The following is a 13,878-nucleotide window of genomic DNA, read 5'->3' on the forward strand; positions in this document are numbered from 1 at the left end:
AATGCTGCTCCTTTCCCTAGTTTCTTTCATATTTAAAGAATTTATTTCTAAACAGAGTTAAAAGAATTATTGATATACCAGTAATCACACTTAAAGCTGAAGCATATCCAAAATGAAAATATTGAAATGCCTGGTTATACATGTAATTTTGCAGAACATCTGTAGTTCCAAGTGGTCCTCCTTGAGTGAGCATATATACTGCAAGAAAAACATTAAACGACCCTATTATGAGATTAATTAATATAAAGCCTGTTGTAGATTTAAGCAGTGGAACAGTGATTTTCCAAAACTTTTGAAATGCATTAGCACCATCTATTACAGCTGCTTCATACACATCTCTTGGTACCCCTTGAAGTCCAGCCAGATATATCATCATAGTCCATCCAACATTTTTCCATATACCAAAAATCCATATTACTGCATTTGCAGTCCACGTATTTTGAAACCACGAGATAGGGGTTTTAATAATATGCATTTGCATAAGCACATAGTTTATTAAACCTGCCTTACCATCTTGAAAAATGTACATAAATATTATAGCAACAACAATCCAATCAACTAATACTGGAAGGTAAATCATGCTCCTATAAAAAACAGAACCAGCTTTCACATTTCCAATTAATACTGCAATAATGAGACCTAAAATCATGCCTGCTGGAATTGTAAATACTCCATATAATATTACGTTTCTAAATGCTAGCCAAAAGTTTCCCCTCTCCGCACCAAATAACGCCATTTTATAATTTGCAAGACCTACAAATGGACTTTTAGCTCCAGGCATAATTTTATAATCCGTAAAACTCATATATATATTTTTAATTTGTGGATAGATAACAAAAACTGTAACAAGTACCATACCAATTAAAATGTAAGGTGACACCGCTATCCACTGTTTAAGTCCCTTTTTTAAGCCATCTTTCTTTTTAATCTTAGGTTCTAAGCCATATTCCTTCCTAGCAATTGACTGCATAATTATTACCTCCCATGTTACTTAGATTGGGCAAAAAGTGCATCCATGTCTTTTGCTAATTGATCAAGCAAATCCTTTGGAGTTCCTTTATGTCTTATAGCTGCTTCAAATGTTTTTTGTATTTTATTATTCATTTCCTCAAACTTTGGATTTGGTATTCTTGCCCAAGCGGTTTTCATTTGATCCAAATAAATCTTTTCAATTGGATCTGCGGTAACTTTAGGGTCATTTGCTGCATCCTTATTTGTTGGCATCAAGCTTGCTTTCTGTTCAAGCTCTACTTGAACTTTCTTTGAACACATAAACTTCATGAATTCCCATGATTCTTTTTCATGCTTAGTGTTTTGGAACATTACTAAATCTTCTCCGCCTATAACAGATATGCTTCCACCTTTTCCTTCAGGGATTAAGGCTGCTTCTGCTTTTTGTTTTGCTTCATCCTTTAGTATGCTGTAGAACCAAGGTCCATCATCTATCATAAGATACTGGCTTTTCTTTATGCCATCCCAAGTACCAGGTTGTCCTCCAAGCATAGTCTTGCCAATAACGCCTTCATCATTAAGCTTTACTATTTTTTCAAGAGCAGCTACACTATCTGCACTATTGATGTAACCATCAGCTTTTGTATATTTATCATCACAGTACTTACCACCTAAAGATAAAAACCAAGGCGACATTGCCCATGCTTCTGTTCCAGCAATACCAAGTAATCCCGATTTATACTTTCCTTTAAGCTTTTCAGCAGCTGAAATCAAATCATCCATAGTTTTTGGAGCTTCATTAAGTCCTGCTTCTTTCAACAAAGACTTACTATAAAGAGCTACTTTTGTATTTGTATCTTGTGGAACTCCATAATACTTCTCTTTCCACTTTGTAGTATTCATAGGAGCTTCAAAGGAACTATCCTTTATAGCTTTAAATCCATCCAAACCACCTAGTTCTTTAAGAGAACCCATGTTTGCAAATTCAGGTACCCATATTATATCCATTCTCATAACATCAGGTCCTGAGCTGCTATTTACTGCCTGAACCACTTGCTGTTTTAATCCATTTGTAGGCATTGTAACAGCTTTAACTTTAATATTAGGATGTGCTTTCTCAAATTCCGGCAAAACTTGCTTGTTAAATACTACCTTTTCAGTATCACTAAAGGTATGCCAAAAGGTAATTGTCACTTTGTCACCACTAGTGTTATTATTTGTAGAATTACTTCCACCACATCCAACTAATATTGAAGAAATAAGTGAAGCCACTAAAGTCAAAGATATAATTTTTTTTCTTAACATTTCTATTCCCCCTCAATTTATTAAGAACAATTAGCCTACGTTTAAACGCTTACATTGTATTTTTTTATTTACAATAATATTGTATTTAATTTACGCTTACTTTAAAATAGACTTAGAATACGTTTTTTGTATTATAGCGACTTTTTTAACTTTTTAAAAATGAAGGTGCTGTTATGAATGATAAAGATAAAATAAAACTATTTTCTATTGATATGGAGGTGATGCCAAAGGTAAGGCTTATTGGACATGTTAACTACTCTACTCCTTGGAAGCACTTTACTAGAACTATTAGCGAATATGTCATGTATTTTGTAAAAAATGGTGAACTTTATATGAGGGAAAATAACAGTGATTATGTACTAAAAAGAGGCGATATATTACTTCTTGAACCAAACATAGAGCATACGGGTTTTAAAGCAAGCAACTGCCACTATTATTATATACACTTTAAGCACAATGGGCTTTCTTCATATGGAGAAGATGACTTTACACAGATATGCAGTGATATTTATATAAAAAGGAAGCTTTCTTTACTTAGCAATGTATTTTCCGAAAAGCCTTCTACAGATTCTATACACTATCTTCCCAAGTGCTACCATTACAAAAACGTTAGTGAATTATTTTCAAAGCTTACAGAAAACGATTATATATTTTATCAAAAGCTAGAAGGTTATAAAATATCAGCTTCTTTAAAATTTGCGGACTTACTGATGGAGATTTGCAGGCAATATGCTTCTGAAATACTTGAAAATTCTCATCCACAATTTTCAAAATCAGCTTTAAAAATAAGAAAGATCATCAATTATCTAGAGAAGGCGTACAACTGCAAAATTACCAGCCATGATATAGAAGATTTGTGCGAATCAAATTACGATTATGTAAATAGGATATTTCAAAGGACAACAGGTCATACAATTTTTAATTACCTTAATTTGATTAGGATAAAACAAGCTATGGATTTAATATACACTACTTCCTTAAAATATTCTGAAATTGGATATTTGGTTGGCATTAATGATCCCTATTATTTTAGCAAGCTCTTTAAAAAGTATACTGGTATGACAGCAAGCCAATATGCCAAAAACAGATGTGGAAATAGCGATAATTTATAATTATCAGCTTTCATGAAATATGGAGTTAATGAGCAAAATTATTGAGGCAACAATTTTGGTTCTAATTATGTTGTAAATTATTAAATAACATAAAAATTATCCACACCTTAATCAATTATTTTAATGAAGGTGTGGATAATTTTTATTTAGGCTATGTTTTAAATAAGCACTTTCTTTTGCATTTACTTAAATAATTCTTCTCCCATGCCCACAAATGCTTGAAACATTATAAATGCTCTCATATCCATCTTAACATCTCTTTTTAATAGTTCCTTAACTTCATTCCGTGAAAGAAGCATCACTTCTATATCCTCATCATCCTCAAGAAATTCTTTTGATAAAGTTCCTTTGCAAGTGCAAAAAACTATGGCTGCAGATTCATCCGTCATACCTGCTGATGCATAAACCTTGCTCTTTGTTTTTTCATGATTTATATCAATAAGTTCAAGTCCCGTCTCTTCCTTAAGTTCTCTCGCTGCTGCAGCATCAAAACTTTCGTTTCCATCTATAAGTCCAGCTGAAGTTCATAAACATAATCATTTAAAGGAACCCTAAACTGCTTTATGCAAACTAACTTTTTACTCTCCACATGAAATGCAACAATTATTGCAGCATCAACTTTTTCTTTCTTTCCTTCAAAATATTGTTCTTTAAGCGTTTCAAAATCTTTTCTAGAAGCCACAGTCCAATGCTTTAAATTTCCCAATTTATTTTTATATTCAATGTCATAAAGACTTAAAAACTTAGATTCCGCCATAGGCGTTAACTTTTTTATTTTGTTTTCGCTCATTATGTATCACTCTCGCTTTCCATAAAAATATCCACACTTATACTATATATTTTAGCATAAATGTGGATAACTATTTATAAAATGTTACTTATTTTTATAAACATTATTAAATTATAGTGCGCTATCTAATTTTTTAGCTAGCTCTTCTGATACTGATACTAAAGGTAATCTTAATTCGTGGGATTTTATCAATCCAAGCTTATAAAGGCAATACTTAACTGGCGCTGGATTAGGCTCTTCAAACAGCATTGGTATTAACCCAACTACATCTTTCCATATTTTAAATGCTCCAAGATGGTCATTTTGTATTACTTTATTATATATTTCAATATATTTTTCTGTATTTACATGCGCAGATGCCATAACTCCACCATCTCCACCAAGCATTAATGTACTATAGAAGAAAGCATCTTCTCCTGTTAATATAGAAAAGTTTTCATCAGAAGGTCTGTTCAATAAAAGCTCTGTAGTTTGTCCAAAATCGCCGCAAGCATCTTTTATTCCAACTATATTCTTAAATTCAGCAAGTCTTCTAACTGTATCATTTTCAATATTTCTACCAGTTCTATATGGTATATTGTATAATATTATATCCAAGGTAGTAGCTTCAGATATAGCTTTAAAGTGCTCATATATTCCTCTTTGATCCGGTCTATTATAATATGGACATACAGATAATATACCTTTTATATTATACTTTTCAAACATCTTAATACTCTGTGTCATTTTGCTTGTATTATTTCCACCAAATCCAACGTATACTGGAACATTTCCCTCATTACATTCAATTGTCTTATTAAGTACAGCTTCATATTCATAATCTGTAAGAGTTGGAGTTTCACCTGTAGTTGCAAGAGGCATAATGCCTGCTATTTGTTTTGAAGTATAATGTTTTATAAGTTTGCCATAAGATTCCAAATCAACTTCTCCATCTACAAAAGGAGTAACAACTGGTATTAACACACCTTGAATTTTCATTTACATACCTACCTTCCTCTTACCTGTGGGAAACAAAATATCAGCAAAAAACACAGCAGCAAAGGAACACCCTTGCTGCTGTTATTAACGTAACATTTAATAACCTTGCACGTGTACCTTGTAGCTCTCCACTATACTTTAGTGACAGTTTTATACATGTTCTATATAAAACCAGAAACCATCTTCGCCAAAATGACTTCTTCGGCTGATATTCCTTTCTTTGTTTCTAAGACGCCTGCCGGCTAAAAACAAAATACTTATAATTACAGCACCTCTACCCTAGGTAAGAATTCAATTTATTTTTATACATAGTTTATCACATATTTATTTTTATTTCAACTTTATCTATTCTAAATTACTATGATTTTTCATAGCTTCTTCATTATGAAGTTTATCTTTATAACTAAGCTTTAAACACAGCGCATCCAAAACTATATGAAGGCTTTGATCAAATAATGAACTTAAAATTTGTATGGATCTTACATTCTTATCTGATTTTACGGCTCCAGGAACTATCAAAAAGCTCGATGAAATTTTTATTAGCGATGAATCTTTTCTACTGCTTACTCCTATTACGGATGCGCCTTGATCCCTAGATTTTTTTGATAAATTTAATACCATAGAAGTTTCTCCAGAACCAGATATAGCAAATATCATATCTTTTTCGGTAATAGATGGTGTAATTGTTTCTCCAACGACATACACCGTATAGCCTAAATGCATAAGCCTCATTGCAAAGCATTTTCCAACAAGCCCTGATCTTCCTTCGCCATATACAAATATTCTTTTATCTTTAGATATTAGCTTAACAATGTTATCTAATTCATTCTCATCAACATTTTTCACTACACTGTTTACTTCATTCAGTATTTCGCTTAACACTTCCATCAATCTCATCTCCCGATTTTTTAGCCTATAATATTGTTCTTAAACCTACAAGCTGCTAAACCTATATCATTTGATTTTGTTATAGCTGAACCAACAACCAAAATTTCCGGATTGATAAGTAATATATCTTTTAAAATATCTTCCTTAACACTTCCACCTAGTGCAATCCTTTTGATGCCTCTATATAAATCACTATTTTTATTAAAATTATCAATTAAATTTCCATGTTTATTATCCTTAGGTAGATGAATAAAGAATATAGCATTATCAAACTTCTTTAATTGTGCTATCTTACTTTCACTTGTTCCCATAAGGTCTATCATAACATCTTTGTTATATTCTTTTGAAACATTATAGCATATCTCTATAGTTTCTATTGGAGAATTTCCCATAACCGTAGCAATATCGGCCCCCGCTTCAAATGCGGACTTAAATTCATATTCACCTTCATCACAGGTTTTTATATCTGCTAATATGGTTTTATCCTTAAAATTTTCTTTAATAAAACTTACAGATTTTTTTCCGTAGTCTTTAATAAGAGATGTGCCAACTTCTATTATGTCAACATAATCTTCAGCTTTTTTAGCAACGCTTTTAGCTTTCCCTAAAGTTATTCTATCTAAAGCTAATTGTATCTTCATTTAAGCCTCACTGCCTAAAAATTTTTCAAGTTTTTCTCTTGTCGGATAACCATCATTATCTCCAGGTGACATTACTGCCATAGCTCCTATTGCATTTCCACGTCTAACAGCATCCTTTATGCTTAATCCTTCTAATATTCCACCTATAACTCCAACTGCAAATCCATCTCCAGCACCAACTGTATCTACTACTTTTTCTACCTTAAAGCCAGGAACTGTATGTGTTTCTTCTTTAGATTTAACAAATGCTCCCTTTGTTCCAAGCTTTACTATTACGATTTTAGCACCCTTATTTAAATAAAAATCTGCAATTTCTTCTGGCTTATCGCTTCCAGTTAATATTAATCCTTCACTTATGCCAGGCATTACTATATCACTTTTAAAAGCTATATCATTTATAGTTTTTATCATTTCTTCCTTACTGCTCCAAAGCTGCATCCTTAAGTTTGGATCAAAAGTAATTCTTATGTTGTTTTCTTTTGCTAGCTCTACTAACTTGTATGAAGCGTTTCTACTGCTTTCAGATAATGCTGGAAATATTCCTGTTAAATGAATGTGCCTAACATCACTTAAATCTAAGCTTTTAAGATCATCTATATTAAAATTTGCTGCAGCAGAATTTCTTCTGAAGTAGAATATTTTAGGATCACCATCACTTACCTTTGATTTAAGCTGAAAGCCAGTAAAAAATTTATCTGTAGAACTTATATATTTTGTTCCTATATTTTCTTTGCTTAGGCTTTCCTTAATAAACATACCAAATGGATCTTCTCCTAATTTTGTTATGTATTCAACGGAATGGCCTAGTCTTGATACACCAACACATACATTGACCTCAGCACCTGCTAAAAACTTTTTAAAATGATTTACATCTTTTATTTCCTTATCTATATCTTCTTCGCCCTCTGCCGCAAAAAGCTTAATGGCTCTCCAATTGTTATAACTTCGCTCATAAACCATTCCCCCATTCTTAATATTTAATCAATTTTTCAATACCTTCTTCAACAACTGAAACACTTTCGCAAGGATATTCTAAACCAACATTAGTGTCCTTGGGCAATATATCTAATATCTTTCTCCATTCTATATTGCCCTTATCTAATGGAAGAGTTACATTTCCTTGAGATGTTTTTTTAACATCCTTTAAATGTACATATGTTGTAAACTCTTTTAACAAATTTGCGTTTTCTAGTTCATCTTCATTTACCCAACACCAATTTCCAGCATCATACACATAACCAATATTAATTCTTTGAGCCTTACAATCCGTTAAGAACTCAATTATATTACGCGATGTTCCATTTTCATAAGTTTGATCGTTTTCTATATTTAAGTTAATACCATAATTTAAAAACTGATCTAAAGCTTCTTTTAAATTTGAATGGAAATTCTTATAATCTCCTATGCTAAACTTTATATTTTTGCAATTTATAATTTTTGCTTCTTGGAAATATTTAGCTAAATTTTCTTTATCTAATTTTCCATCCTTAAACATGGTATCAGGAACACTATAAAAAATATCAAGCTTCATTTCTTTAGCCAATTTTCTATAAAGGTCCAGTTCCTTACTTAAATCCTTTATATATTCCCTTCTGATCTCAATATTTTTTACTCCAAGATTAGAAACAAAGCTAAAAAACTTGTCTTGTGTAAACCCTTTGTCAAAATAATTCTTAAAAACCAAAGTATTTATAACTATTAGCTCTTTCTTCATTACATTCACTAAAGCCCTTCCACATTTTATTTTAGACTGTATAACCTAGTAATCCTTAGAATCCATTGATATTCTTTTAAGTCGCAGCCTATTTCAATGCATCAAATATTTTTTTAACCCTTATATCTATATCTGATAAATTATCCTCTGTTATATTCTTTGTGAAATATCCACCTAACCCAACTGCTACTACTCCATTGTTAAACCATTCTTTTATATTTTTTTCACTTACTCCACCTGTAGGCATGAAATTCATGAAGGGGAAAGGTCCTTTTAACTCTTTTATATATGAAGGTCCAAAAGCACTTCCTGGAAATAATTTTATGATATCTGCTCCCATCTTATACGCTTTGTATGCTTCTGTAGGAGTTGCTACACCTTGTGAACAGCATACATCATTCTTTACACAAAAGGCACACACTTCTTCAACTATACATGGTGAAACTATAAAATCTGCTCCATATCCTACCGCTTCTTTTGCTTCTTCTAAACTTAAAACCGTTCCTGCCCCAATTAAGCTGTCTGGAAACTGCTCTTTAAGATTTTTAATTAACTTTCCAGCATCTTTAACTGAATAAGTAACTTCAATCGCCTTTATTCCATCATCAATTAATCTTTTTGAAATTTTTTCAGCCAAATCAAAATCTGCGCATCTAATAACAGCTACAACGCTGCCTTTCATTTTTTCTTGAACTTCATTCTTCTTCATTTTTATTCTTCCTTTCAAAATTAAAATGTATTATTTTTGTAAATCGGTTTCTAAAATCCGTAAACCATACTTAGTCAGTTCACAATAAATGTTGATAAACCTATGCTCTGTGCATTTTAAATTTTGAGGTAATCCCACTATAGATAGACAACTTGAAACTTTAAAATTGCAATCTCCAAATTTATCCTGATAAACTGGAATTTAGCTCAATGCACAATTCACAGTTCACAATGCACAATGAAGGTAAATTTACCTTTCGTTACTCTCAGGTAAATCTTAGAACTTAATAGTGTCAGCTGAGCTGAACACTATATTTTAAGCGCTTTGCGCACATTAAATTTCTAGATTTTTCGAAGCATAGCTGAGAAAAATCATCATTCATTGTGAACTGTGCATTGTGAATTGTGAACTGAGTCAACTTCCAGTTTGTAAGGATAAATTTGGTTTTTACGTGCACAGCACCGTAAAACCCTTCACCTTTCGCATAGCGAAAACCTTAGTCTTTTAACAAACGAAGTGAGTTAAAACCCTTCACTATAGTGCTCGACAAATTCCAGTTTGTCAGGATAAACCTGGAATTTACTATTTTCAAGTTCCAAGTTATTTATCCTTAATAAGGATTAAGATAGCAACTTAAAATAACTGATAGTATATTTACTATAATGCTTATTATAAATTTAATTAGAATACCGCTAAAAATAAAGGGCATAAATATAGCAAATACTAGCCAGTTAGCCCCAAATATTATAGCCCCAAATTTTGTTGTGCTTGAGAGTTTTGTGGATGATGTGTGAGCCCAATTGCCTAACAATAAGTAAGTTATACCTATGCAAGTACCCATTAAAAAAGGCCAAATAAAGGCAAAGTATGGTTCATTTTGATACACTATTTTTATAATGCCTGTACAATTAATAAGATAACATCCAATTGAAAATATAATAGAAAAAATTAAAAGAGATAATATTACATTGCTTGGATTAATAAATTTATGTTTAATTCCAATATGATGATTACTTTTGGTTGTAAATTTGCCAAGTAATAATCCCATAATTACAATAGGAACGGCATCACAGACCCCAGTGACAAATTCATTTACAAATGAGTTGCCATAAAGTAAAACGCCTATTAGCATGCCCCATAGCCATAATATTCCGATAGATATTCCATAACGTAAGCCTTTTGTAATGCTTGTTCCTACAAATTTATCTTCATACTTATAAAATATATAAGCTATACTGCCATATGCAATAACATACCATATAATGATTGTTGGAATTAAGCCTAAACTTTTTACAAGAAAGCTCCAATTTGCTGTTTTAGGAGTTGTACTATAATTTGATGCCATTATGTGAAAAATCATAGCAAGTATAATACTAATGAAAACTATAGATATGTATTTAACTTTTTTCATTAATTATAAAAAACCTCCTATTAATCAATCTCGATGCGCATGCAGTTAATGCAAGTGCAGAATTTATCCATATTACATAGTGTATTATTTTGATGCTTATACCTAAATATATTGTGGTATATGCAATGCCGGGAATGGCATAGAAAAGTGCAGCTGATGTTCTTCCTATTAAGTCAAATACAAAAAAATTTTTTGATTTTGTAGATAAATCTTTTTGTGTGAAGGATGTTATGATAAATACAAAAAGGTTAATAAATACAAGAAGTATAAACCATGCAGGTACAACTTTTTCTTTGCAGCACAATATAGTCAATGATGAAAATATAAAAAATGAATCTACAAGTACATCTAAAATACTTCCAAAGACTGTGACGGCATTAAAGTATCTTGCAATTTTTCCGTCTACAATATCAGAAAAGCAAATTAACAAGAAATCAAATACTATAGCTAAATGCATTTTGGTATTTAAACACAATATTATAAATAAAATTGTTAAAAATAGCCTAGCTATAGTAAGAATATTAGGAAGCATTTTAAAATATTTATTTTTCTCCAATTTCGCACCCTAAATTATATGCTTTAGTTTCATCGCCCTTTTTAAATTGCAGTTTTTTAGTGACTTTGGTATTATGAATGGGCTTTCCAAGAGAGTTAAGAGGAACAGAGTCATCATTGGCTCCTGTTACAAATAAAACAACTTTTTTATCTTGAAAATTACCAACTCTTCTAATATAATCACTTAAAACCGAAGAAGTAGTTCCCATATATACAGGTGAACCGAAAACAATTATGTCATATTTGGATATATCAGCTGAAACTTTTTTTTCCCGGGATAAGTAATAGTAACTTGACAGCCTTTACTATTTAAACCTTTAGCTACATTATATGATATGTCTTTTGTAAGACTAGACATTTTAGATGGTTGATATACAACAAGTGCTTTGGGGGAATCTGAAATTTTTGCTTTTAAAACATTAATTGTATATTTTCTTTCTGTATTATTAGAATGTGTAAGAGATGAAAATAGTAATATAGCTACAATAATTAAGGCTATAAATCCTAAAAATAAGGAGAATAGAATTTTAAAAAATTTTTTCATGTTAAATTTTTCCTCCGATCAGCCCATTTATTATAAATTGTAAATGATGTTCAATTAGTTTTTTCTCTTGTTCTTTAAGGATATCTTTTTCTATTATTAATCTAGATATAAGACCATAGGTTGATGTCCAGATAATTTGAGCGGTTAATTCAACATCTGTTTTTTTAAATCTACCATTATCAATGCCAATTTGAATTGAGTTACACAAAGAACCTATAGTTTTTTTGTCTTTTGAGACTCCTTCATAAAGCATCTTTATTCTTAAATTTACATCATCTAAATTGTTTATTAAAAATACTTTAGACAATTCTTTTTCTTCTAGCATAAATGAGATGTATTTTCTTAATACATTAATAATTGAATTTTCAGGTTTATTTTTATCAATTGGGGTTTCGTTTATGATTTTAAGAATTTTAGTTTGTTTTCTTTTTATTACGAAACTCAGTATTTCGGATTTATCTTTAAAATAGTGATAAATAATACCTGGAGAATATTCTATTTTTGCTGCAATTTTTCTAATTGACAAATTTTCGTAGCCTTCACTTATCAGAATTTCACTTGCGGCATCTATGATTTTTTTTCTTAAAGTTTCTTTTTCAGCTTCTCGTCTTTCGGAAATTCCCATATTAACACTCCAATGCATTTAAGTACAGTTCAATTATTGAACGCTGTTTAATAATAGCTTAGCATTATTAAATTAGCATGTCAATATTTAAAATAAAAAAGAGAATTCTGTGTACTGAGAATTCTCTTTTTTAATCTTTAACCTATTATAGTGACTTTAACAGAGCGTATTCCCCAAGCATTTGCCTCTGCTTCTGTTGGAAAAAATAAATCTATCCTATTGCCTATAATGGCACCTCCAGTATCGGTTGCAACAGCATAACCATATCCTTCGATATAAACTTTTGTACCCATTGGTATTACTCTTGGATCTACGGCAATAGTACTGTAACCGCCTGGATTTCTTACAGTCTTGCCTCCAGATGAGGTGTATCCATCTATGGAATAACCTGTTGCTATCATTATATTTGAGGATTTTGGAGATAATGTCCCTAATAAGGCGATGCTTGTACTACTATTCGAAGATTTACTAGCATTTGCAGCTTTGGCAGCAGCTTCTTGTCTTGCTTTGGCAGCAGCTTCTTCTGCCCTTTGTTTGTCTATTAGCTGTTTTTCTTTTTCAGTTGCACTAGCAAGAAGAGTTTTTTCTTGTTTTATGTCGCTGCTCAATTTTGATAGAGTTGCTTCATTACTAGTTTTTAAATCTTCTAGTTTTTTATTTGCATAACTTAATATTTGTTTTTGCGCAAGTATATTTTTTTTCTCTTTTTCAACATTGTTAAGAATGTTGTTATCAAAGTCCATTACACTAGTAACAGTATTTACATTTGATAAAAGGTCACTAAAACTTGTAGAAGAGAGCACTAGTTGAAGATAACTGCTTTTTCCATTCATATACATCGCACGTACTCTTTTTTTTAGCAGATCCTGTTGGTTATTAAGTGCGCTTTCTGTAGTTTTTAATTGTATTTCTGAGTTTTTCATTTCGTTTGCGAGTTTATTCATATCTTTTTTATTATTATCAATCTTTTTTAGTACACCATTAATTTCATTGTCTAGAGAAGTAACCTTAACCTCTATGGCCTTTTTATTATCTTGAGTTCTTTTCAGTTCATCTGAAGTACTATCTGCTGGTGAAGCAAGTACACTGGTATTCAGTGTAAACATTAAAGCTAGTACCATAACAATAGATAATGCTTTTTTATTCAAATGATATCCTCCTTAAATATACTTATTATTTTTAATTAAAGTGATTTGAAATTGTATTACTTATAAATACACCCAATTAAAGAACTTTAAAGTTATATTTTGAGCTCTTGTTATGCAAAAAATATTAACAGGTCTTATTATACCATAATATATTGCCAAAGTGTTGTAAAAAATTTACAAATAAAATAAAACTAAATTGAAATTGTAAATTTGTTATTAAAGTTTTAATAAATACTATTCCTTATAAAGTATTAAATTATAAGGTCAATTTAACGTTTTCAAGTTAGAAAAAAGAAAATTGTCAATTTTAATTTTATCTAAAAAGTTAACAGATTGTTTAAAATTATTTTTTAAAGTTAAAAGGTTATCTTTAAAATATTGAATAAGAGTAGTATTCATATAATTACAATAGGCGAAATAGTCTTTGCGTTCTCTTGAATAGTTTTTACATAAGTAGCTTGAGTTTTCTGATAAATTGCGGCATAAATATAGATTGCATTGATGTGG

Annotated in this window: 15 protein-coding genes, 1 pseudogene and 1 riboswitch; of the genes and pseudogenes, 1 reads left to right on the top strand and 15 read right to left on the bottom strand. The window is 30.8% G+C overall.

Annotation, left to right across the window (positions count from 1 at the left end):
• Positions 1-16: 16 nt before the first annotated feature.
• Together AGR56_RS07570 and AGR56_RS07575 are read right to left on the bottom strand one after the other, a co-directional pair.
• A complete protein-coding gene (locus tag AGR56_RS07570) occupies positions 17-970 on the bottom strand; it encodes a sugar ABC transporter permease (RefSeq protein WP_084756908.1) in 954 nt (317 codons plus the stop codon).
• Positions 971-987: 17 nt separating this feature from the next.
• Entirely contained in the window at positions 988-2,256 is a 1,269-nt protein-coding gene (locus tag AGR56_RS07575; protein ID WP_053241756.1) for an extracellular solute-binding protein, read from the bottom strand.
• A 173-nt stretch (positions 2,257-2,429) separates the two neighbouring features.
• Between AGR56_RS07575 and AGR56_RS07580 the strand changes: the two genes are divergently transcribed.
• Complete coding sequence (locus tag AGR56_RS07580) at positions 2,430-3,368, top strand: helix-turn-helix domain-containing protein (protein WP_231016046.1); 939 nt, start codon at positions 2,430-2,432, stop codon at positions 3,366-3,368.
• A 182-nt stretch (positions 3,369-3,550) separates the two neighbouring features.
• Here AGR56_RS07580 and AGR56_RS07585 read toward each other — a convergent pair.
• From AGR56_RS07585 to AGR56_RS07645, 13 genes and pseudogenes are all read right to left on the bottom strand, one after another.
• A pseudogene (locus AGR56_RS07585) lies at positions 3,551-4,158 on the bottom strand (NUDIX hydrolase).
• 111 nt (positions 4,159-4,269) lie between these two features.
• A complete protein-coding gene (dapA, locus tag AGR56_RS07590) occupies positions 4,270-5,136 on the bottom strand; it encodes a 4-hydroxy-tetrahydrodipicolinate synthase (RefSeq protein WP_053241757.1) in 867 nt (288 codons plus the stop codon).
• A 113-nt stretch (positions 5,137-5,249) separates the two neighbouring features.
• A riboswitch (Lysine riboswitch) is annotated at positions 5,250-5,421 on the bottom strand.
• Positions 5,422-5,481: 60 nt separating this feature from the next.
• Positions 5,482-6,024 (bottom strand): 6-phospho-3-hexuloisomerase, encoded by a 543-nt coding sequence (hxlB, locus tag AGR56_RS07595; protein WP_053241758.1) that lies wholly within the window; start codon positions 6,022-6,024, stop codon positions 5,482-5,484.
• Between the two features lie 20 nt (positions 6,025-6,044).
• Positions 6,045-6,665, bottom strand: coding sequence for an orotidine 5'-phosphate decarboxylase / HUMPS family protein (locus tag AGR56_RS07600; protein WP_053241759.1), 621 nt, complete (start codon positions 6,663-6,665; stop codon positions 6,045-6,047).
• Positions 6,666-7,625, bottom strand: coding sequence for a sugar kinase (locus AGR56_RS07605; protein ID WP_347460441.1), 960 nt, complete (start codon positions 7,623-7,625; stop codon positions 6,666-6,668).
• 10 nt (positions 7,626-7,635) lie between these two features.
• The gene (locus tag AGR56_RS07610) at positions 7,636-8,379 is read right to left on the bottom strand and encodes a TIM barrel protein (RefSeq protein ID WP_053243294.1); all 744 of its coding nucleotides are present in this window, start codon (positions 8,377-8,379) and stop codon (positions 7,636-7,638) included.
• A gap of 88 nt (positions 8,380-8,467) precedes the next feature.
• Entirely contained in the window at positions 8,468-9,088 is a 621-nt protein-coding gene (locus tag AGR56_RS07615) for a bifunctional 4-hydroxy-2-oxoglutarate aldolase/2-dehydro-3-deoxy-phosphogluconate aldolase (RefSeq protein WP_053241760.1), read from the bottom strand.
• A gap of 610 nt (positions 9,089-9,698) precedes the next feature.
• A complete protein-coding gene (locus tag AGR56_RS07620) occupies positions 9,699-10,499 on the bottom strand; it encodes a hypothetical protein (RefSeq protein ID WP_053241761.1) in 801 nt (266 codons plus the stop codon).
• Complete coding sequence (locus tag AGR56_RS07625) at positions 10,486-11,055, bottom strand: CDP-alcohol phosphatidyltransferase family protein (RefSeq protein ID WP_053241762.1); 570 nt, start codon at positions 11,053-11,055, stop codon at positions 10,486-10,488. The genes AGR56_RS07620 and AGR56_RS07625 overlap by 14 nt, the downstream gene beginning before the upstream one ends.
• Positions 11,042-11,263 carry a hypothetical protein gene (locus tag AGR56_RS21615; RefSeq protein ID WP_053241763.1) on the bottom strand — a complete coding sequence of 74 codons (222 nt, stop codon included), beginning with the start codon at positions 11,261-11,263 and terminating at the stop codon, positions 11,042-11,044. Before AGR56_RS21615 ends, AGR56_RS07625 begins: the two co-directional genes overlap by 14 nt.
• A 23-nt stretch (positions 11,264-11,286) precedes the next feature.
• The gene (locus AGR56_RS21620) at positions 11,287-11,598 is read right to left on the bottom strand and encodes a hypothetical protein (protein ID WP_053241764.1); all 312 of its coding nucleotides are present in this window, start codon (positions 11,596-11,598) and stop codon (positions 11,287-11,289) included.
• Position 11,599: 1 nt separating this feature from the next.
• On the bottom strand, positions 11,600-12,223 hold the full coding sequence (locus AGR56_RS07640) for a TetR/AcrR family transcriptional regulator (protein WP_053241765.1): 624 nt from the start codon (positions 12,221-12,223) through the stop codon (positions 11,600-11,602).
• A gap of 137 nt (positions 12,224-12,360) precedes the next feature.
• Positions 12,361-13,371: a 3D domain-containing protein gene (locus AGR56_RS07645; RefSeq protein ID WP_053241766.1), complete on the bottom strand. Its 1,011-nt coding sequence runs from the start codon at positions 13,369-13,371 to the stop codon at positions 12,361-12,363.
• Positions 13,372-13,878 lie beyond the last annotated feature (507 nt).

Origin of the sequence: Clostridium sp. DMHC 10 (genome assembly GCF_001270375.1) — a bacterium.
Classification (GTDB): domain Bacteria; phylum Bacillota; class Clostridia; order Clostridiales; family Clostridiaceae; genus Clostridium_S; species Clostridium_S guangxiense.

Excerpts from the sequence above, each read along its gene's own strand:
- AGR56_RS07570 (WP_084756908.1), bottom strand. The coding sequence starts at position 970 with ATGCAGTCAATTGCTAGGAAGGAATATGGCTTAGAACCTAAGATTAAA.
- AGR56_RS07575 (WP_053241756.1), bottom strand. The coding sequence starts at position 2,256 with ATGTTAAGAAAAAAAATTATATCTTTGACTTTAGTGGCTTCACTTATT.
- AGR56_RS07580 (WP_231016046.1), top strand. The coding sequence starts at position 2,430 with ATGAATGATAAAGATAAAATAAAACTATTTTCTATTGATATGGAGGTG.
- dapA (WP_053241757.1), bottom strand. The coding sequence starts at position 5,136 with ATGAAAATTCAAGGTGTGTTAATACCAGTTGTTACTCCTTTTGTAGAT.
- hxlB (WP_053241758.1), bottom strand. The coding sequence starts at position 6,024 with ATGGAAGTGTTAAGCGAAATACTGAATGAAGTAAACAGTGTAGTGAAA.
- AGR56_RS07600 (WP_053241759.1), bottom strand. The coding sequence starts at position 6,665 with ATGAAGATACAATTAGCTTTAGATAGAATAACTTTAGGGAAAGCTAAA.
- AGR56_RS07605 (WP_347460441.1), bottom strand. The coding sequence starts at position 7,625 with ATGGTTTATGAGCGAAGTTATAACAATTGGAGAGCCATTAAGCTTTTT.
- AGR56_RS07610 (WP_053243294.1), bottom strand. The coding sequence starts at position 8,379 with ATGAAGAAAGAGCTAATAGTTATAAATACTTTGGTTTTTAAGAATTAT.
- AGR56_RS07615 (WP_053241760.1), bottom strand. The coding sequence starts at position 9,088 with ATGAAGAAGAATGAAGTTCAAGAAAAAATGAAAGGCAGCGTTGTAGCT.
- AGR56_RS07620 (WP_053241761.1), bottom strand. The coding sequence starts at position 10,499 with ATGAAAAAAGTTAAATACATATCTATAGTTTTCATTAGTATTATACTT.
- AGR56_RS21615 (WP_053241763.1), bottom strand. The coding sequence starts at position 11,263 with ATGGGAACTACTTCTTCGGTTTTAAGTGATTATATTAGAAGAGTTGGT.
- AGR56_RS21620 (WP_053241764.1), bottom strand. The coding sequence starts at position 11,598 with ATGAAAAAATTTTTTAAAATTCTATTCTCCTTATTTTTAGGATTTATA.
- AGR56_RS07640 (WP_053241765.1), bottom strand. The coding sequence starts at position 12,223 with ATGGGAATTTCCGAAAGACGAGAAGCTGAAAAAGAAACTTTAAGAAAA.